General features: G+C 60.5%; 20 protein-coding genes. 18 read left to right on the top strand and 2 right to left on the bottom strand.

All coding sequences use genetic code 11. The annotated features are described in order from the left end of the window. The first annotated feature begins 22 nt into the window (after positions 1-22). The 6 genes from mtaB (at position 23) to H8699_RS06750 (ending at position 7,435) form a co-directional block, all read left to right on the top strand. A complete protein-coding gene (gene mtaB, locus H8699_RS06775) occupies positions 23-1,351 on the top strand; it encodes a tRNA (N(6)-L-threonylcarbamoyladenosine(37)-C(2))-methylthiotransferase MtaB (protein WP_249285013.1) in 1,329 nt (442 codons plus the stop codon). A 994-nt stretch (positions 1,352-2,345) separates the two neighbouring features. Next, positions 2,346-2,801, top strand: a complete 456-nt coding sequence (locus H8699_RS06770) for a CtsR family transcriptional regulator (RefSeq protein ID WP_249285012.1) — start codon at positions 2,346-2,348, stop codon at positions 2,799-2,801. Between the two features lie 25 nt (positions 2,802-2,826). After that, positions 2,827-3,339 (top strand): UvrB/UvrC motif-containing protein, encoded by a 513-nt coding sequence (locus H8699_RS06765; RefSeq protein ID WP_249285011.1) that lies wholly within the window; start codon positions 2,827-2,829, stop codon positions 3,337-3,339. Positions 3,340-3,341: 2 nt separating this feature from the next. Then, entirely contained in the window at positions 3,342-4,352 is a 1,011-nt protein-coding gene (locus H8699_RS06760; protein ID WP_249285010.1) for an ATP--guanido phosphotransferase, read from the top strand. A 54-nt stretch (positions 4,353-4,406) separates the two neighbouring features. Next, complete coding sequence (locus tag H8699_RS06755) at positions 4,407-6,893, top strand: ATP-dependent Clp protease ATP-binding subunit (RefSeq protein ID WP_249285009.1); 2,487 nt, start codon at positions 4,407-4,409, stop codon at positions 6,891-6,893. Positions 6,894-7,003: 110 nt separating this feature from the next. Continuing rightward, positions 7,004-7,435 carry a PH domain-containing protein gene (locus tag H8699_RS06750; protein ID WP_249285008.1) on the top strand — a complete coding sequence of 144 codons (432 nt, stop codon included), beginning with the start codon at positions 7,004-7,006 and terminating at the stop codon, positions 7,433-7,435. Between the two features lie 86 nt (positions 7,436-7,521). Here H8699_RS06750 and H8699_RS06745 read toward each other — a convergent pair whose 3' ends face one another. Next, positions 7,522-7,773, bottom strand: a complete 252-nt coding sequence (locus H8699_RS06745) for a kinase to dihydroxyacetone kinase (RefSeq protein WP_138296180.1) — start codon at positions 7,771-7,773, stop codon at positions 7,522-7,524. Positions 7,774-7,794: 21 nt separating this feature from the next. Beyond that, positions 7,795-8,520 (bottom strand): acyl-[acyl-carrier-protein] thioesterase, encoded by a 726-nt coding sequence (locus H8699_RS06740; RefSeq protein WP_249285007.1) that lies wholly within the window; start codon positions 8,518-8,520, stop codon positions 7,795-7,797. Between the two features lie 190 nt (positions 8,521-8,710). Here H8699_RS06740 and H8699_RS06735 point away from each other — a divergent pair, with 190 nt between their 5' ends. From H8699_RS06735 to cysK, 12 genes are all read left to right on the top strand, one after another. Continuing rightward, positions 8,711-9,967, top strand: coding sequence for a glycoside hydrolase family 5 protein (locus H8699_RS06735; RefSeq protein WP_249285006.1), 1,257 nt, complete (start codon positions 8,711-8,713; stop codon positions 9,965-9,967). Between the two features lie 24 nt (positions 9,968-9,991). Further along, positions 9,992-10,696 carry a FadR/GntR family transcriptional regulator gene (locus tag H8699_RS06730; RefSeq protein ID WP_249285005.1) on the top strand — a complete coding sequence of 235 codons (705 nt, stop codon included), beginning with the start codon at positions 9,992-9,994 and terminating at the stop codon, positions 10,694-10,696. A gap of 176 nt (positions 10,697-10,872) precedes the next feature. Then, positions 10,873-12,399 (top strand): xylulokinase, encoded by a 1,527-nt coding sequence (locus H8699_RS06725; RefSeq protein WP_249285004.1) that lies wholly within the window; start codon positions 10,873-10,875, stop codon positions 12,397-12,399. Positions 12,400-12,418: 19 nt separating this feature from the next. After that, positions 12,419-13,480, top strand: coding sequence for a galactitol-1-phosphate 5-dehydrogenase (locus H8699_RS06720; RefSeq protein WP_249285003.1), 1,062 nt, complete (start codon positions 12,419-12,421; stop codon positions 13,478-13,480). Further along, positions 13,471-14,328, top strand: a complete 858-nt coding sequence (locus H8699_RS06715; protein ID WP_249285002.1) for a class II fructose-bisphosphate aldolase — start codon at positions 13,471-13,473, stop codon at positions 14,326-14,328. Before H8699_RS06720 ends, H8699_RS06715 begins: the two co-directional genes overlap by 10 nt. Beyond that, a complete protein-coding gene (locus H8699_RS06710; RefSeq protein ID WP_249285001.1) occupies positions 14,301-14,825 on the top strand; it encodes a hypothetical protein in 525 nt (174 codons plus the stop codon). Before H8699_RS06715 ends, H8699_RS06710 begins: the two co-directional genes overlap by 28 nt. Positions 14,826-14,834: 9 nt before the next feature. Next, positions 14,835-15,758 (top strand): ribokinase, encoded by a 924-nt coding sequence (locus tag H8699_RS06705; RefSeq protein ID WP_249285000.1) that lies wholly within the window; start codon positions 14,835-14,837, stop codon positions 15,756-15,758. 8 nt (positions 15,759-15,766) lie between these two features. Next, entirely contained in the window at positions 15,767-16,759 is a 993-nt protein-coding gene (locus H8699_RS06700; protein WP_249284999.1) for a ubiquitin-like protein, read from the top strand. A 165-nt stretch (positions 16,760-16,924) separates the two neighbouring features. Further along, positions 16,925-17,545, top strand: a complete 621-nt coding sequence (locus H8699_RS06695; RefSeq protein WP_249284998.1) for a recombinase family protein — start codon at positions 16,925-16,927, stop codon at positions 17,543-17,545. 37 nt (positions 17,546-17,582) lie between these two features. After that, positions 17,583-18,029 (top strand): dUTP diphosphatase, encoded by a 447-nt coding sequence (gene dut / locus H8699_RS06690; RefSeq protein WP_249284997.1) that lies wholly within the window; start codon positions 17,583-17,585, stop codon positions 18,027-18,029. 29 nt (positions 18,030-18,058) lie between these two features. Next, positions 18,059-19,246, top strand: a complete 1,188-nt coding sequence (locus H8699_RS06685; protein ID WP_249285119.1) for a peptidase U32 family protein — start codon at positions 18,059-18,061, stop codon at positions 19,244-19,246. Between the two features lie 14 nt (positions 19,247-19,260). Next, a complete protein-coding gene (gene cysK, locus H8699_RS06680) occupies positions 19,261-20,193 on the top strand; it encodes a cysteine synthase A (RefSeq protein ID WP_249284996.1) in 933 nt (310 codons plus the stop codon). Positions 20,194-20,240: the final 47 nt, after the last annotated feature.

The raw sequence follows: 20,240 nt of genomic DNA, 5'->3' as shown, positions 1-20,240 counted from the left end.
GGGCCGGAATAAGGATGGTAAAATGGACAAGACGATGGCGCTTGTGACCCTGGGTTGCAAGGTAAACCAATACGATACCCAAGCCATGCGGGAACTGCTGGCCCAGGCGGGCTATAGGGAGGTACCCTTTGAGGAAAAGGCGGACGTCTATGTGGTCAACACTTGCACGGTGACCGCTACGGGAGACCAGAAATCCCGCCAGATGATCGGCCGGGCGCACCATACCAACCCGGAAGCGCTGATCGTGGTGGCGGGCTGCTATGCCCAGCGCGCGGCGGCGGAGGCAGCGGCCATCCCGGGCGTTGGGCTGGTGTTGGGCACGCAGGACCGTGGGAAGATCGCCCAGCTGGTGGCGCAGGCCGCCGCCCAAAAAGGGGGGGCGCGCCTGGCGGTGGATACGCTGGAGAAAAAGGGGCTGCCCTACGAGGGGCTGCGCGTGACCCAGAGCCAAGCGCATACCCGGGCTAACCTGAAGATACAGGAGGGGTGCAGGCAGTTTTGCACCTACTGTATCATCCCCTACGTGCGGGGGCCGCTGCGCAGCCGGGCTGTGGAGGATGCGGCGCAGGAGGCGGAAAGGCTGGTGGCAGCCGGCCACCGGGAGATCGTCCTGACGGGCATCCATCTGACCAGTTATGGCCTGGATGGAGAGGAAAAGGGGCGTTATAAGGGGGAACAGCTGCTGGAGCTGCTGGGCAGGCTGGAGGCGATCCCCGGCCTTGCGCGGGTGCGGATGGGATCGGTGGAGCCGCAGCTGTTGCACAGCCGCTTTATTGAAGGGCTGCGTCCGCTCAAAAAACTGTGCCCCCACTGGCACGTATCGCTGCAGAGCGGCTCGGCCGGCGTGTTGTCGCGTATGCGGCGCACCTACGGCCCGGAAGAGTACCTGGCGGCGCTTGAGCGGCTGCGCGCCGCTTTCCCGGGCGTGGCCATCACCACGGATGTGATGTGCGGCTTTCCGGGCGAAACGGAGCAGGAGCACCGGGAATCGCTGGCCTTTGTGGAACGCGCGGCGTTTAGCCGCATCCACGTATTTACCTATTCGCCCCGGGCGGGCACGCCGGCGGCGCAGATGCCCTTACAGGTGCCCCGTGCGGAAAAGAAGCGCCGCACCCATGAGATGCTGCGCCTGGGGGAGCGTTTGGAAGCGGCGTACATGGAAGGGCTGCTGGATACAGTGCAAGAGGTGCTCTTCGAAACGCCGGTCGAGGGGATGGCGGACACATCCGCGGGCTATACGCCCAGCTATGTGCACGTGCGCTGCACAGGCGCGGCCCCGGGGGAGCTGGCCAAGGTCAAAATCATTTCCCGCCAGGGCGAGTTTTTGACCGGCCAGGCGGTTAAAGGGTAGCCGAAATAAAAAAGCATACTTTGGAACTCGTTCCATTGTCATTCAGAGGGAGGGCGGCTAGTTTATGGCGGGCGAGCGTGTATGGAAACATAGGAAGCCAGGAGTGGATGAGGGGGCGTTAGTCCGGGAGCGGAGCCGGGAAACGAAATAAAGACTGTGGCGGACGGCAAAAGTTTGGAAACTCTCAAGAGCCGGGAGCGGATGAGGGGGCGATAGCCCGGGAGCGGAGCCGAGAAACGAAATAAAGACTGTGGCGGACGGCAGAAGTTTGGAAACTCTCAAGAGCCGGGAGCGGCTAAAAGGGCGATAGCCCTGTCATTCAGAGGGAGGCCGTAAGGCCGAGCGAAGAATCCCCTGCGCTGGCAGAGTAGCAGCGCTTGATCTGTAGGATGAAGGATGTGCACAGCCAAGAAGGCATCAAGAGATTCCTCGCCTGCAGCTCAGAATGACTGCTCAGCATACAGTTTATCAGCGGGAAAGCATAGGTTTTTGTTCAGAGAAAAAACAGAACTTAACGCGAGGCAGGGAGAAAAGATAAGGAACGAGTTATATATGTTAAGGGGGAAGGGGGATTCCGATTTCCCCCTTTACCCCCTAACAATCCCTAATCCCCCCAAACGGCCACTCCGTGGTGGGGACGGAGGTTGTTCAAGCTCTCCGATGTAGATAAAAAGATATATTTTCCGGTCGTTTCGCTAATGTTCTGCTCTTCAATAACCCACACTTGCCTCCCTCTGACGAGGGAGGTGGCGCACCCAGTGGGTGCGCCAGAGGGAGAGATTCCGTTGAACAAAAACCTATCGATCATTATGCAAAGGGGCAGCCGGGGCGGCTGCTTCTTTTTTGGATGGCGCGTGTCGCGGCCATCCTCACAAAACAAAGAACAGGGCGGGATCCCTTACATTTCCATGGAGAAGGGCTTGCAATTCCGACACATTTGGTTATAATAGAATTAAGGTCAAAGAATGTCAAAACCAAATGTGGGGTGAGGACGATGTCGGTATTGAGCGACAGTATCGAACAGTTTATACGCGATTTGATTCAGGAAGAAAAGCAGGTGGACCTGCAGCGCAATGAATTGGCGGAGTATTTCCGCTGCGCGCCCAGCCAGATCAATTATGTGCTGGCCACGCGCTTTACCATCGACAGGGGCTATAAAATCGAGAGCCGCAGGGGCGGCGGCGGGTATATTCGCGTGATCCGCCTTAATATTGATGATAATGACTACCTGTTTCAACTGCTGACCCAGCGCATCGGCGAGGCACTCAGCGAAAATACGGCCAGGCAGCTGGTGGCCTATATGCGCGAGCAGCGGATTGTAGATGAAAAGGGCGCCCGCCTGATCGAGGCGGCGGTAAGCGATAAGGCGCTGCGCCTGCCCTATCCGCTTAAGGATCAGGTGCGGGCCAGCGTGATGAAATCCATGGTATTGACGCTGTTTGACCAATAGCGAGGAATAGAAAGGGGATGGGCCTATGCTGTGCGAGGGATGCGGATTGCACCAGGCGACCTATCATTATACCAGTATCGTAAACGGGCAAAAGGTGGAACGCCACCTGTGTGAGGAGTGCGCGGCCAAGCTGGGCGCGGGCAGCGAATGGGCGCTGGGCAACATCCTGGCGGGCCTTTTGGGGTATCTCCCCAAAGAACAGGAGCCTTCCCAGCAGGAACAGACCATCAAGCGTTGCCCGGGGTGCGGCTGGACCCTGGAGCAGATCCAAAATACCGGCCTTGTGGGCTGCGCCCAGTGCTATGATACCTTTGAAAAAGAACTGGGCCAGGTCATCAAGCACGTGCAGGGCAAGGACCGCCACGTGGGCGCCAGCCCGGCAGGGACGCCTGAAACCCAGGGGCAGGGCGCAGACCAGCTTGAAGCGCTGCGTGCGCAGATGGCCCAGGCGGTTGAAAAAGAGGATTTTGAGCAGGCGGCCGTATTGCGCGATAAGATCAAGGCGCTGGAGGGCGAAGGCGCCGTAAAGGAGGGATAGGCATGGGCATATGGGAGATGGACGGCCCGCAGGGCGATGTGGCGGTGACCAGCCGCGTGCGCATCGCGCGCAACTATGCAGATTACGCCTTTCCCGCGGCGCTGGATCAGGCCCGAAAAGAGCAGATCGCCGCGCAGACCGGCGAGCTGTTGTCCGGCCGTCCGGGCTTTACCTGGCTGCGCCTGGGGGAGCTGGACGAGCTGCAGCTGCGGCAGCTGGGCGAGAATTATCTGGCCAGCCCGGCCCTGATCCAAAACGCGAAGGTGGCCGCCCTGGCGCTAAATGAAGAGCGGACCACGGGCGTGATGGTCAACGAGGAAGATCATCTGCGCATCCAAAGCCTGGCAGCGGGGCTGGACCTAGAACACGCCCTAGGACAGGCGCAGCAGCTTTGTAGCGATTTGGAGGCGCAAAAACCGTATGCCTTTAGCGCAAGGTGGGGATACTTGACCAGTTGTCCCACCAATATCGGGACGGGGCTGCGCGCATCGGTGATGATGCACCTGCCGGCGCTGACGATGATGGGCAAGATCAATACCATCATCGAGGCGGTAGGCAAGATCGGCCTGACCGTGCGCGGCAGCTATGGCGAGGGCAGCGCGGTCAGCGCGGACCTGTATCAGATATCCAACCAGGTCACCATGGGGCTGACGGAAAAGGAGATCGCCGCCAGCGTACAAAACGCCTGCATGCAGGTGATGGCGCAGGAGCGCCTGGCGCGCAAGGCCATGATGGCTGCCCGGCCGCTGGAATTGCAGGACCGGCTGATGCGGGCCTGGGGCGCCATGCAAAACGCCAGAATGATGGAGTTAAAGGAATTTATGCGCCTTTACTCCGACGTGCGCCTGGCCGAAAGCTGCGGATATGTGCAGATACACGACCAGCAGGCCTTCCGGGCGCTGCTGTGCGACGCGCAGCCGGCCAGCTTGCAGCTGCGCTCCGGACGCAGGCTGTCGGCGCGGGATCAGAACATCGCCCGGGCGGAACTGGTGCGCAAGTGCCTGGCCCAGTGACGAACCGCCTGCAGCGCAAGGATAGTTTTTAACGAAAGGAAGCGAAAAAGCATTATGGCAGTTTACAATAGATTTACGAAAGGGGCCCAGCGGGCGCTGGCGCTATCCCAGAAAGTTGCCCGTGAGTTGGGGCATAATTACGTCGGCACGGAGCATCAGCTCTATGGCCTTGCCGAGGAAGGACAGGGCGCGGCGGCACAGATTTTGAGCCAGCTGGGCGTGACGACGGATAAGATTCTGCAGCAGATCGAACAGCTGATCGGCCGCGGCCCGTATCAGTTCAACGATAACTTTGGCTATACCCCGCGCAGCAAAAAGATCATTGAGGCCAGCGTGGCCGAGGCCAATAATATGGGCCACGATTACGTGGGGACCGAGCACCTTCTGCTGGCCCTGATGCACGAGCGCGAGTGCGTAGCCGCCCGGATCATGATGAACCTGGGCGTGGATATCCGCGGGGTCAGCGAGGCCATCATCGAGCAGCTCACCCAGGAGGGCGGGCGAAAAGAGAAGGCTGCCGGCGGCAAGAAAGGGGATGGCAAAACCCCCACGCTGGATCAGTTTACCCGCGACCTGACGCAGGCCGCCCGCGAAGGGCGGCTGGACCCGGTGATCGGCCGGGCCAGGGAGGTGGAGCGGATCGTACAGATCCTCTCGCGCAGGACGAAGAACAATCCCGTACTCATTGGGGAGCCGGGCGTAGGCAAGTCCGCCGTGGTAGAGGGGCTGGCCCAGCAGATCGTAAGCGGCAATATCCCCGAACTGCTGAAAAATAAGCGCGTGCTCTCGCTGGATCTTTCCGGGATGCTGGCGGGCGCCAAGTACCGGGGCGAATTTGAGGAGCGGCTGAAAAACGCCATGGAAGAGATTCAGAAATCCGACGATATCATCCTGTTTATTGACGAGCTGCACACCCTGATCGGCGCGGGCGCGGCGGAGGGCGCCATCGACGCGGCCAATATTCTAAAGCCTGCGCTGGCCCGGGGCGAGCTGCAGTGCATCGGCGCAACGACGCTGGAGGAGTACCGCAAGCATATCGAGAAGGACTCGGCGCTGGAGCGCCGCTTCCAGCCGGTGACGGTGGGCGAGCCTACGCCTGAAGAGGCGGTGGAGATCCTCTTCGGCCTGCGGGACCGGTATGAAGCCCACCACAAGGTGCGCATTACCGATGAGGCGATCCGGGCCGCAGTGGCCCTTTCGGACCGGTATATCTCGGACCGTTACCTGCCGGATAAAGCCATCGACCTGATGGACGAGGCGGCCAGCCGGGTGCGCATTAAAAGCTACATCGCCCCGCCGGATATGAAGGCCATCGAAGCCAAACTGGAGGCCCTTTCCAAGGAGAAGGCCGAGGCGGTGCACAACCAGAACTTTGAAAAGGCCGCCCAGCTTAGGGATGAAGAGCATAAACTGCGCGAGGAGATGGAGGCCGCTAAAATCGCCTGGCAGGAGCGCAAGGGCGAGGAGATTTCCACCGTTGGCGAGGAGGACATCGCCCAGATCGTAGCCAGCTGGACCAATATCCCCGTCAAGCGGATGACCGAGGACGAGAGCGAGCGGCTGCTGCGCCTGGAAGATGAGCTGCACAGCCGCGTGATCGGCCAGGATGAGGCCGTGGTCGCGGTGGCGCGGGCGATCCGCCGGGCGCGCGCAGGGCTGAAGGACCCCAAGCGCCCCATCGGCTCGTTTATCTTCCTGGGCCCCACGGGCGTGGGCAAGACCGAGCTGAGCAAGGCACTGGCCGAATCCCTGTTTGGGGATGAAAACGCCATGATCCGCATCGATATGTCCGAGTATATGGAGCGGCATACCGTTTCGCGCCTGGTGGGCTCCCCCCCGGGGTACGTGGGCTTTGACGACGGCGGCCAGCTGACAGAGAAGGTGCGGCGCAAACCCTACAGCGTGGTGTTGTTTGACGAGATCGAAAAGGCGCATCCAGATGTGTTCAACATTCTTTTGCAGGTTTTGGAGGACGGAAGGCTGACCGATTCCCACGGCAAGACGGTGGACTTCCGCAACACTGTGGTCATCATGACCTCTAACGTAGGGGCGCATACCATCCGCCGCCAGCAGACCATGGGCTTTGGCTCTTCGGACGATATCGGCATCTCCTATGAGCGGATGAAGGAAAACGTGATGAACGAGCTCAAGCAGACCTTCCGGCCCGAGTTCATCAACCGCGTGGATGAGATCATCGTTTTCCATCCGCTGGAGCAGGAGCACGCCCGCCGGATCGTAGATTTGATGCTGCATTCCGTGGCCCAGCGCCTGGAGGAAAAGGAAATTTATCTGGAAGTGACGGACGCGGCCCGGGATCACCTGGCCAAAGAGGGCTTTGATACGATGTATGGCGCCCGCCCGCTGCGCAGGGCCATCCAGCGCCTGGTGGAGGACAGCCTGGCTGAAGAGATCCTCTCTGGCAAGGTCAAGATCGGCCAAAAGGTCAAACTGGACTTTGAGCAGGATCAGCTGACCTTTACGCCCGTGCCGGTAGACAGCGGCGCCGGGCAGGCGCAGGCGGAACAGGCGCCTGTAGGCTAAAGGCCGCCGGATGAATCCACAAAAAGATGGGTAACGATTGTGGTTGCCCATCTTTTTATTTTGGCTTATAATACCATCACAAGGCGTTGCCTGAAAAGGAGGGCAAAATAGTGGAACAGGTCAATAAGCGCGTTACGCTGATCTTTACGGTGGTCACCCTGATTTTGGTGGGCGGCTTGGTGATCTATGCTTTTTTCATCGCGGGCAGCGGCGGGGTAAAGGTGCGGTTGCAGGAGAATAAATTGCGCGTGCAGGCCATGATGTGCGATGTAACCTGCGGCCTGGACGAGATCGAGCGGGTCGAACTGCGGCAGGATTATGACCTGGGCCGGCGCACCAATGGCTTTGGCAATATGCGGATGAAGTCCGGCGCGTTTAAGAACGATGAACTGGGCAGCTACCGCTGCGCCACGGTCACCTCGTCTGAATGGGTGATCCTCGTCCACATCCGCAACGACCAGCCGCTGGTTTTCAACCAGGCCACAGGGGAGGATACGCAGGCCTTTTATCAGCAACTGCAAAGCGCGCTGCCCGCGGCCTGACGGTAGTATCAAGATAAGCACATAAAATCAGCCGGCGCCCAAATGGGACGCCGGCTTTTTCTGCTTTCAGCCTTGCTTTTTTCGGTTCAGCCCTTCAGACCCCGCGATTGGCGGTCCATATCCTCGATCACGATATCGTAGATCTCGCCAAGGCCCGCACAGTATTCCAGCACCTTCCAGGGCTGATTGGTGTGGTAATGGAGCTTGATCAGCGTTTCATCCCCGACCACGAGCAGGCAATCGCCCTCAAACCCGGCGGCGATCTGCCGGTAGATTTCGTCTTCGTTCAAGTTGATCCCGTCGATGAGCAGCTGCGTATCGTAGCGGTATTCCAGCATATTGATTATTCTCCTTTTGCGCTAAAAGCGGATATTGGCTTCAAAGCAATTCTGTTCGCCCAGCATCCCGCAAAGGTAATAACCCGGCGCATCGGCCAGCGCGGCGCGGTAAAGGGTCAGCTCCTCGCCAAAGCGGGCCTCATGATGGTAAGAGAGCACCAGCTTTTTGACCGAGCCGTTTTGGAAGTGCTCGATCGGCAGGCAATCGCAGATGATATCGGCATACTCAGTATTGTTCAGGTGCCGGTTTTGGTCGATGCGGGAATAGGCCACCTTTACGCTGCCAGCCGCCTCCAGTGCATCGGGCTTTTCCATCGTCAGAGAATGCTCCTGCGTCACCGGGGCGATAAAGGGCCAGTCGATCCCCTCGGGCGGGCGGCGGAGGATGCGCCGGGTGCGGGTGTCGATCAGGATCCAGCGCGAATCCATGGCTGCGGCCAGCGCGCCGTCCTCATCATATAAGCCGGTGTAACGGTTGTACACCGCCCGCACCGGCAGCGCAGGCCGGGTGACCAGCTTAACGGCCTCGCCCACGCGGATATCCTTATACACCTCAAGGGAGAGCTTGGCCAGCAAAAACGCGGTATGTGTTTCCTCATACACCTGCGCGGTGATCCCTAAGGCGTCGCAATGATCCGTCGATACCTGCTGGACCTGGCGCATGATGGCGCTGGGCTTTATCCGGTTTTGAAAATCACATTCATATTGGCTGACGATAATACTTTTTTCAAAAGATTCCTGTATCATGGCAAACCATCCTTATCCAATTCATTCCATAAACCAGTATACCACAAAACCCGTTTAAATTTACAGCCGCAGGGCTGTGCCCAATAAAACGCAAGAATCTACAAAAAGGGGATTGACGGAGCGCGGTGCAGGGTTTATAGTAGAATTAAACGTAGGACGTTCTACAAATATGAAGCGGAGGGAAGGACTGATGAAAAAGACCGTCATGTCGATCCAGGGGGACCGTTTTTTGCTCAACGGCAAGCTGACCTACAGCGAGAACGCGGACTGTCCGCACCAGGGCCTGCTGATGAACGCCAGGTTCATCCAGGGCATATTTGACGACGCGGCTGACCGGGAGCGCTATAATCGCTTTGGCAAGCATTTTGATCCGGAAGAGAATACAGACGAGCTGATCGCCGCGCTGCCGGATTGGTATGCGGCGGGGCTGCGGGCCTTTACGGTGGGCTTGCAGGGTGGCGGGCCCTGCTTTACCATTGCCCTTGATACCATCCAGAATAACCCCTATGGCAGCGATGGCAAGGCCCTGGACCCGGCCTACCTGAATCGTCTGGCCAGGCTCATCGACGCGGCGGACGAACTGGGCATGGTGGTGATCGTCAGCCTGTTTTACGGCGTACAGACGGCGCTTTTGCAAGATGATGACGCGGTAGAAAACGCGGTAAAGGGCATTTGCGGCTGGCTGCGGGCGCGTGGGGATCGCAATATCATCATCGAGATCGCCAACGAGCATGATACCGGCGCTTATCTATGCCATAAGGTGCTGAGCGAAGAGAACGGCATTATCCGCCTGATGGAACTGGCCCGGCGCGAATCCGGCGGCATGCCGGTGGGGTGCAGCGGCACTGGGGGCTATTTTTCCGCCCGCATCGCCCAGGCCTCGGACGTGATCTTGATCCACGGCAACGAGCAGACCCGCAATCAGCTTTATAACCTGATCTTGAAGGCCAAGGCTGTGGAGCCCGCCCGGCCCATCGTGGTCAATGAGGATTCGCAGGCGCTAAGCCAGCTGCAGGTTACCTTCGCAAACGGCGTATCCTGGGGCTACTATAATAATATGACCAAGCAGGAGCCGCCGGTGGATTGGGGCATCACCCAGGGTGAGGACCGGTTTTACGCGCTGCGGCTGCGGGAATACCTCTATGGCGAAAAGCCCGACCTGCCGCTGGAGGACCAGTTCCACCTCCAGGGTTTGGAAAAGGACATGGCCTATGAGGATAAGCGCTTTTTGCGCCTGGCCAGCCTGTACCCTGAACAAGTCGACCATGTGGATTTCTTTCGCGATGGCGCGCTTTACCAGCAGGCCTATGACGACCCGTTCTGCGTAAACTTTATCGGTAACTGGATCCAGGAGCCGGTAGTGGGCATCAAGTCCGGGGAACAATGGCGTGCTGTCGTCCACCTTTGCGATGGCCGGGTGGTGGAAAAAACGGTAATCGTACCGTAGCAATGCGTAAAGGAGCGGTGGACGATGGCGGAACAGGAAAAGGGCCAATTGCGCCCGATCGGGCAAAAATCCATTGTGGAGCAGATCATCGATAGCATTATGGACGCCATCGTGGGCGGGGCCTACAGGCCGGGCACCAAGCTGCCCAGCGAGTTTGAGCTGATGGAGCAGATGCAGGTGGGCCGAAATTCCCTGCGGGAGGCGATGAAAGTGCTCTCCGCCATGGGGATCGTAGAGATCAAGCGGGGCGATGGCACTTACATCAGCACCCAGATGAACGCCTCGGCCTTTGACCGGGTGATCTACTCCATGGTTTACGATGCCGCCACCGGCGGCGAACTGCTGGAGCTGCGCCAGGTATTGGATGAGGCTACGGTGCGCCTGGCGATGGAAAAGATCACCCCAGAAGAATGTGCACTTTTGCAAGAGAGTATTGCCGCGATGCGCCTGGCCGCCCAAAAGGGCGATGTGGCGCAGATGCAGGCCTGCGACCTGGCATTTCACATGGGGCTGATCGAAAGCTGCAAAAACGCGTTTTTTATCCGCATCATGAAGGGCGTTTACAGCGTATTTGAAAGGTCGATCGGAGAGAATATCCGCATCGAACAGGTGGATTCCCAAGCGCCCGACCATCATCAGCGCCTGCTGGACTGTGTGCGCGGGAAGGATCACGCAGCGGTCGCCGCTGCCGTGGCCGACTCGCTGCGAACGTGGAAAGACCGGGTATAAGCCTGCCTGTCAAAGAGCAGCCCCGTGCCGGAATTTAAACCGGGCGGGGCTTTTTTTATGCCTGTTTTCATGAGGGCAGAAAGTGGGTAAACGTCTATGCCCTGTCAAGAGAGCCGATTGGTCGTTGACGGAAGGGGGAAAGGTGTTTAAAATGAGGGGGGTAAGGGGGGAGCGACTTGTCTAAGGAAATCTTACTGGGGATCGACATCGGGACGTCGGGGTGCAAAGTCGCCGCGTTTGATCTGGATGGCGGCGTCGTGGCTACGTCCTCACAAAGCTATGAAACCCGCTATCCGGGCCCACTATACGTGGAGCAGGATGCGATGGATTGGTGGCGCGCCGCCTGCCAGTGCTTGGAGGATATGCGGGGGCAGGGGCTGGAAGCGCGGCGGATCGCCGCAATCGGCATTGACGGTACCAGTTGGGCCTGCCTGCCGGTGGATGCGCAGGGTACGCCGCTGCGCCCGGCCATGATCTGGATGGATCGCCGGGCCGAGCCGCAGGCCAAGTGGATGCGCGAGACGATTGGGGAGCAGCGGTTGATCGCCCTGTCCGGCAACCCGGTGGACGCGGCCTATATCACGCCTAAAATGCTGTGGCTAAAGGCGCATGAACCGGATATCTATGATCGTACCCGGTATTTTTTGCAGTGCAATGCCTTTATCGCCATGCAGCTGACCGGCATGCCTTCGCAGGACTTATCCCAGGGGTATGGGTTCCATTTTTTTGATATCGCAAAGTTGCAGTATGATGAGGCGATGCTTGCCGCGCTGCAGCTGGATGCGGAAAAGCTGGCGCCTATCGTCCCCTGCCACCAGATCGTAGGAAGGGTGACGGAGCAGGCCGCCCGGGAGACCGGGCTTTGCGCCGGAACGCCGGTGGTGGCCGGCGGGCTGGATGCGGCCTGCTGCTCCCTGGGCGCGGGGGTGATCCGCCCGGGGCAGACGCAGGAGCAGGGCGGCCAAGCGGGCGGCATGAGTATTTTAACGGACCGGCCCCTGATCCATCCGCAGCTGATCCTGGGCTGCCACGTATTGCCGGGCGGATGGCTGTTGCAGGGCGGCTCTGTAGGCGGCGGCGGGACGATGCGCTGGTTCTCCCAGCAGCTGGCCGCGGCAGAGCAGGGGGAGGCCAAAGCGCAGGGCAAGAGCGTTTTTGAAGTGCTCAGCGACGAGGCCGACACGGTTCCCGCCGGCAGCGAGGGGCTGATCTTCCTCCCCTATATGGCTGGGGAGCGCTCGCCAATATGGGACAGCGACGCACGGGGCGTATTTTTCGGCCTGTCTTACGATAAGGGGCGGGCGCACATGGTGCGCGCCATGATGGAGGGGGTGGCCTACTCCCTGCACCATAACATCCAGACCGCCGCCCAGGTGGGCGCTCAGGTGGAGGCCATGGTCAGCGTGGGCGGCTCGGCCAACAGCCGGGTATGGACGCAGATCAAAAGCGATGTGACCGGGAAGCGCATTGAGGTGCCTTATTCCGACCATGCTACGCCCTTGGGCGCGGCCATTTTGGCTGGCGTGGGCTGCGGGGCTTATGCGGGCTTTGATGAGGCGGTGCAAAGATGCGTGCGCATCCAACGGGTGCATGAGCCGGATGGCCAGACCCATGCGCGCTATGGGCAGTATTTTGAGATTTATAAGGGGCTTTACCCCAAACTGAAGGACGATTTTGCCAAGCTGGCCCAGGCCGCGCGGTAATTGAAAGGAGCGACAAAATATGAAGGCAGCGGTTTTACACGCGAAAAACGACCTGCGCTGTGAAGAGGTGGAAAAGCCGGTCCCCCAGCCGGACGAGGTGCTGGTGAAGATCCGCTACTGCGGCATCTGCGGTTCGGATATGCCCAGGGTCCTGCAGGGCACGGCCCACTATTTCCCCATCATCCTGGGGCACGAGTTCTCGGGCGTGGTGGAGGCCGTGGGAGCGGATGTAGAAGACTTTAAGCCGGGCGACCGGGTCTCCGCCGCGCCGCTGGTCCCCTGCGGCGAATGTGAGGATTGCAAAAACGGCTGGTATTCTCTTTGCAAGAACTATGACTTTATCGGTTCCCGGCTGCCTGGCGCCTGGCAGGATTACCTGTGCGTGCCGGCGCGCAATGTCCTGCACGTACCTGACGATGTCAGCCTGGAGCAGGCCGCCTTTTTGGAACCCGCCACCGTGGCGCTGCACGGGCTGATGCTGATGGGCTTTGATAAGGATTACAGCCCTGAGCAGCGGGTAGCGGTATTTGGGATGGGCACCATCGGGCTTCTGACCCTGCAGTGCGCCAAATACCTGGGCGCCCAGGAGGTGGATGTGTTTGACATCGACGAGGCAAAGCTAGCCATCGCCAAAGAGTACGGCGCATCCCGCGCCTTTAATACCGCGGCGGAGGATTTTGACGCGCAGGTCAAGGCTGCCTGCCCCCGAGGGTACGATTGGGTGTTTGAGGCGGCTGGCTTCCCGGCTACGGAGATCATGTCCCTAAAGTACGCGGGCAACCGCTCCCGGGTCATGTTCATCGGCACGCCCTCGCGGCCGGTCACGCTGCAGCCTGCGGAGTTTGAGTATATCAACCGCAAGGAGCTGCTGGTTTCCGGCTCCTGGATGAGCTATTCCGCCCACTGGCCGGGCCGGGAGTGGCATGTGGCGCTGCAGGCGCTGGGCAGTGGCGTGGTGCAGACCGAAAAGCTGCTGGATTCCATCGTCCCGCTCTCCCAGGCGTATAAGGCTTTTAAACGCATCGAAAACCGGGAGGTCAGCGGCAAAATTTTATTGGAGGCGAATGAAAAATGCAATTAGTCAACCCGATTTTAATGTTACAAAAGGCAACGGAGCAGAAAAAGGCCATCTGCGCGCTGAACGCGCATACCTGCGAGAGCATCCAGGCCATCGTCTGGGCAGCCCAGCGGCTGGGGGCGCCGGTAATGGTTGCAGCCTCCCAAAGCACGTTGCAATATATGGGCGTGGCGGAGTTTGCGGCCATTGCCAAGGCGGTGGCTAAAAAGGCGGATGTGCCGGTGGCTCTGCACCTGGATCACTGCACGAAGTTCCCCATGATCGTGGAGTGCATCAAGGAGGGCTTTACCTCAGTGATGATTGATGGTTCCCACCTGCCCTATGAGGAGAACCTTGCCCTGGCCCAAAAGGTGGTAGAGGTGGCGCACGCGGCCGGCGTGGCGGTGGAGTCCGAACTGGGGCGCGTGGGCGGCGCGGAGGACGACCTGAACGTGGACGAGCGGGAAGCCACCTTTACCGTACCCGAGGAGGCGGCCGATTATGTGCGCCGCTCCGGGGTCGATTCGCTGGCGGTAGCTATCGGTACGGCGCATGGCGTATATAAGGGCACGCCCAAGCTGGATTTGGAGCGGCTAAGCGCGATCCGCGCGGCGGTATCGGTGCCGCTGGTACTGCATGGCGCCTCCGGCGTGCCGGATGATGCGGTGCGCGCTGCGGTGGCGCGGGGCATCGCTAAGGTCAATATCGCAACGGAGCTGAAGATTCCCATGGCCGGCGCGGTGCGCGAGGTGCTGCTGGGCGATGAGAATGAGACCGATCCGCGCCGGTATATGGGCCATGCGCGCGAGGTGGTCAGCGCGGTGGCGGAGAAGAAGATTCTGCTGTGCGGCGCGGATCAGATAACCTTTTAGCAATGGAGGGAAAAGAGAACTGGACCAGCCTGAGGGGCGAGGAGACCGTGCGCAAGGATCACCCGCGCATCGTACTGCGCGGCAAGCTGGATACTTTTGGCGCGCAGACGATGCTTTTGCAGCGCGAGGCGGCCCAGGCCGGGGAAGCGCAGCTGGCCCGGGCCCTTGGCGAGATCGCCGCCCTTTGCGGGCGGCTGATGCGCGCAGAAGTGCTGGACGAGCCTATGGGAGCGTGGACGCTGTTTGGCCTTACGCCCGCGCAGCTGCGCGAGCGTTCCCACCATACCCAGGCTTACTATGGGGTAGGCTTTTTGCAGGTGGACGCGGGGATGGAGCCTTTTTTACTCAAACTGAACCTTTTGCGCGCCCAGAGCCGGGAGATGGAGATCGCGGCGGTGGCTGCCTTGGATGAAAAGCACGCAACGCTGTTGGAGGCGTATAACCGCCTGTCCAGCGCCATCTATCTTTTGATGTGCCAGCGGGCGGGAAAAAATTAGGGGGATATTATGGCTAAAAAGCTATTGGTCGTCGGTTCGATCAACCAGGACTTGGTACTGTGCATGCCGCGGATGCTCAAACCGGGCGAGAGTTTGATCTGCAGCCAATACTTCTACTCCATGGGCGGCAAGGGGGCAAACGCCGCCGTCGCGGCGGCCCGTTTGGGCGGGGCGGTGGATTTTTGCGGCCAGGTGGGGGAGGATGAAACAGGGCAGACCCTGCGCCAGACCTTAAAGGATGAGGGCGTGGGCACTACGCATATGGCGCCGGTAAAGGGCTGCGCCACCGGCCTTGCCGTTATTTTTCTGGAGGACGACGGCAGCAACCGCATCGCCGTCTATCCCCAGGCCAATACAGCGCCAAGGCCTGAAGGGTGGCTGCGCGCGCTGCCGGAGGATTATGACGCGGTGATGATGCAGCTGGAGATCCCGCAGGATGTGATCTTGGAGACCGCTGCCTGGGCCGGAGAAAAGGGCATCCCCGTGGTGCTGGACGCAGGCCCTGCGCAGGCCTTCCCCTTGGAGCAGATGCGGGGCATGGCGATCCTCTCGCCCAACGAGACGGAGACCCAGGCGCTGACCGGTATCCTGCCGGATGCGGGGCAGGCGGGGCTGGCCGCGGCGCAAAAGCTGATGGAGCGGGGCGGCGCTAAATACGTGGTCATCAAGCTGGGGGCGCAGGGCTGCCTGGTCTACGATGGAGCGACGGCGACCCATATACCGCCTTACCCGGTAAAGGCGGTGGATACTACGGCCTGCGGAGACGCCTTTACCGGCGCCCTGACGCTGAACTTTTTGGAGACGGGCGATATACTGGCCGCGGCGCGGTATGCCAACGCCGTGGGGGCGCTTACGGCTACCGGCAAGGGGGCCATGCCCTCGCTGCCAACGGCTGAGGCGGTAAGCGCCTTTTTAAAAAAAGTTGAGGAATAGAAGATATCATGAGAAAGAAACTGATCGCCGCCATGCTGTGCGTGGTTTTGGCAATGGCCTTTTTCCCGACGACGGCGTTTGCCATGCAGATTTTTGTCAAGACGCTGACCGGAAAGCATATTACCCTGGAGGTGGAACCCACGGACCGGATCGAGGATGTTAAGGCCAAGATTCAGGATAAAGAGGGCATCCCGCCCGACCAGCAGCGGCTGATCTTCGCGGGCAAGCAGTTGGAAGACGGCAACACGCTACAGGATTATGGTATCCAAAAGGATAGTACGCTGCACCTGGTGCTGCGTCTACGCGGAAGCGTGACGCTTTCCCCCGAGGGAGATTTTGTATTTGCGGCGGTGGATGAGGGTTATGCGCCGGTAGACGCGTACGGACTGACGGTAAAAAACGAGGGCGCCACGCCCAGTCAGCCGCTGACGCTAGCCCTATCCGGCGAGGATGCGGACTGCTTTACGCTGTCTAAAACGCAGATCGACCCGCTTGCGCCCGACGGACAGGCAACGTTTACCGTGGCGCCGGTAGAAGGGCTGCCGGCGGGGGACTATACGGCCACGCTGACGCTGTCCGAAGCGGATATGCAAGATCAAACAGTGGAGATTCGCTTTACCGTGCGGGAGCATGCCTTTGAGGGCGCGTGGGCGCAGGATGAGAGCGGACACTGGCAAAGCTGCGCCCGGTGTGGTATCGATGGAACCCGGCAGGCGCATATCCCTGGCGATTGGGTAGAAACAGTACCGGCGACCCAGGGACAGGCTGGGATGCGCGTTGCGCGGTGCAGCATTTGCGGTTACCAAATGGCGCAGGAAGCCATTCCGGCGCTTGAGGCGGAGGCGGAGCAAAGTACGGATGAAACTGCGCCCGAGGAGAGCGTGCCCCGCCAGCCTAAAACCGGCCAGGGCGGCGATGCATTGGGGCTGATGGCGCTGGCCCTGCTCAGCGGAGCCGCTGCCATCGTGCTGGGCCGAAGGGCCCGCGGCCAAAATAGATAAGCGATACCTGAAAAGTGGGAGAGGGCGTAAGGCCCTCTCTTTTTTTGTGGGATATATCGTAAGGCCGCGCGCAGCGATAAACGGTAAAATATGAAACAGTACCCCTGCATCACGTAAAATATTGGGGAGCGCCGTGCAAATCGCACAGGGAGGGGATGGGTTTCATTGAACCAGAGAGTATTGGGATATGTGCGCATATCCAGCCGGGACCAAAGCGAGAGGCGGCAGATCGATGCGCTGGAACCCTTTCATATTCCGCGCCACAGGCTTTATATCGATATCCAGAGCGGAAAGGATTTTAAGCGCCCTGCGTACCGAAAGATGATCCGCCACCTGCGGGTGGGTGATCTGCTCATCGTCAAGAGCATCGACAGGCTGGGGCGCAATTATGCCGAGATTATGGAGCAGTGGCGCGTCATCACCAAGGAGATCGGCGCGGATATCCGGGTGATCGACATGCCGCTGCTGGACACGACAAAATCCAAGGACCTGCTGGGGACGTTTATCAGCGATATCGTCTTGCAGCTGCTCAGCTTTGTAGCGGAAAACGAGCGCATGTCTATCCGCCAGCGCCAGGCCGAGGGGATCGCCGCAGCCAAGGCACGGGGGGTCAAATTCGGCCGGCCGCGCAAGCCCCTCCCGCCCGAGTTCCCGCCGGTGGCCCAGCTATGGCGGCGGGGGCTGCTCTCCTCGCGGCAGGCAGCTTTGCGCCTGGGCGTAAGCCAAAGCACCTTTCTAGGCTGGGTGCGGGCACAGGGCGAGATGGACGGTGTAAATCGATTGTGATATAATGGCGGAAATTGGATTAAATTGAGGGTTTATTATGCAAAAACAAACGTTGAAATTTAAAAAGTTGGATGCGCGTGCCACCCCGCCTACCTATGGCTCGGCCTTTTCCGCTGGGGCGGATCTTTATGCCTGCATGGATGAGGCGGTCACCATCGCCCCGGGGCAGGCGCAGTTCATCCACACCGGCCTGGCGATGGAGATCCCCGTGGGATATGCGGGCCTGGTGTACGCCCGCAGCGGCCTGGCGACTAAAAAGGGCATCGCCCCGGCCAATAAAGTGGGCGTGGTGGATAGCGATTACCGGGGCGAGCTGATGGTCTGCCTGTATAATCAGTCCTCTGAGGCTTATACCGTAAGCCCGGGGGAGCGCATCGCCCAAATCGTGATCACTCCCGTGCTGGCGGTGGAATTTGTGGAGGCCGGGGAGCTTAGCGATACCGCCCGGGGCGCCGGCGGGTTCGGCTCTACAGGGAAGCGGTAAGGCATAAGGAGGCCAGGGCTTTGAAACAGGTGGAACTGCTTTCGCCCGCGAGGAGCGCGGAGGGGCTGGAGGCCGCCCTGCGCTTTGGCGCGGACGCGGTATACTTAGGCGGCCCCTTTCTACAGCTGCGGGCAGCTAGTGCAGGGTTTGACCGGGAGGGGCTGTGCGCGGCCGTTGCCCATGCCCACGCCCGGGGCAAAAAGGTATACGTCACCGTCAACGCGTTTGCCGGGGACGAGGATATTTTGGCTTTGGGAGATTATGCGCGCTTTTTGGCCGATGCCGGAGCGGACGCGGCCATCGTATCCGATCTGGGGGCGCTGCTGGCCATAAAGGAGGCCGCGCCCACGCTGGCGGTGCACATCAGCACCCAGGCGAACTGTTGCAACTTCAGGGCAGCGCGCGCTTATTATGATATGGGCGCCAGCCGCATCGTACTGGCAAGAGAGCTATCCTTAGAGCAGATCGCGGCGCTGCGGGGGCGCACGCCGCCTGCGTTGGAGCTGGAGGCCTTTGTGCACGGGGCCATGTGCATGGCGTATTCGGGCCGGTGTATGATCAGCGCCTACTTGAACGGCCGCAGCGCCAACGCGGGCGCCTGCACCCAGCCCTGCCGCTGGCAGTACGCGCTGGTAGAGGCAAAGCGCCCCGGCGAGTACTTCCCTGTGGAAGAGGATGGCGGGGGGATGGCCATCCTCAGCTCGCAGGATATGAACTGCATCGCCCTGCTGGCGCGTCTGCGGGAGGCGGGCGTTACCTCCTTCAAGATCGAAGGGCGGATGAAATCCCCTTACTACGTGGCGACGGTGACCAACGCGTACCGCATGGCGATAGAAGGCAGCGCGGATATGGACGCCCTTCATCAGGAACTGGAAAGCGTCAGCCACCGGCCCTATGCCACCGGCTTTTACTTAGGGCCCATGCAGCATTTTGACGCGGCAAACGGCGCCTATCACCAGAGCAGCGTATTCGTGGGCAAGGTTCTGGCGGCGCAGCCGGGGCGCATATTGGTAGAACAGCGCAATGCCTTTAGGCTGGGCGAAACATTGGAGGCGCTATCCCCCGGGTATACCGGGCGCGCGTTTGCCATCAAAAGCCTGCAAAAGGAAACGGGCGAGCCGCTGGAGGCGGCGCTGCTGCCCCAGGGGCGCTATTGGCTGGACTGCCCGTTCCAACTGGAACAGGGCGATATTTTGCGCAGGCGCGCAAGTGAATAAGGAGCGTGAAAAAGATGGCAAAGATCGCGCAGGATTTGCTGGCGTTGGTCGGCAATACGCCGCTGATGCGGCTGGAGCGGTATGGCAGGGCCTGCGGGCTGGAGGCGGAACTGGTGGCCAAGCTGGAGGCCTTTAACCCTGCCGGCAGCGCGAAAGACCGTGTGGCGCTCGCCATGATCGAAGCGGCGGAAAAGCAGGGAAAGATCAAGCCCGGCGCGACGCTGATCGAGCCCACCAGCGGCAATACCGGCATCGGCCTTGCTTTGGCCGCTACCGTGAAGGGCTATAAGCTGATCTTGACGATGCCGGATACCATGAGCGCGGAGCGGCGCAGCCTGCTAAAGGCCTACGGCGCAGAGCTGGTGCTGACCGATGGGGCGCTGGGCATGCAGGGCGCCGTTGAAAAAGCGGGCGAGCTCGCGGCGCGCACGCCGGGCAGCTTTATCCCCGGCCAGTTTGAAAACCCGGCCAATCCCGCGGCACACCGCGCCACCACCGGGCCCGAGATCTGGCGGGATACCGAGGGGGCGCTGAGTGCCTTCGTCGCCGGCGTGGGCACGGGCGGCACGCTCTCAGGCGTGGGCGAATATCTGAAGGCGCAAAACAAAGAGATCGCCGTCGTGGGTGTGGAACCGGCCGCCTCGCCGCTGCTGGAGGGCGGAAAGGCCGGCCCGCACGGGCTGCAGGGCATTGGCGCGAACTTTATCCCCCAGACGCTGGACCGCCAGGTATACGACGAGGTGCTGGGCATCCGGGATGAGGAGGCCGTAGAGGCCTGCCGCCTGCTGGCGCAGACAGAAGGGGTGCTGGCGGGCATCTCCTCTGGCGCGGCGCTGTGGGGGGCGACCCTGTTAGCCAGACGCCCGGCGTACAGGGGGAAGCGGATCGTCGTGCTGCTGCCCGACAGCGGCGAGCGGTACTTAAGCGGGGGCCTGTTCGAGCGCTGAACGAGGCTGCAAAAAGAAAAAGCCCTGCCGGTAAATGCCGGCAGGGC

Origin of the sequence: Luoshenia tenuis, from assembly GCF_014384745.1 — a bacterium.
In the GTDB taxonomy this organism is placed as follows: Bacteria; Bacillota; Clostridia; order Christensenellales.
The sequence above is the reverse complement of the archived record's forward strand: the minus strand, read 5'-3'. Positions and strand labels throughout refer to the sequence as shown.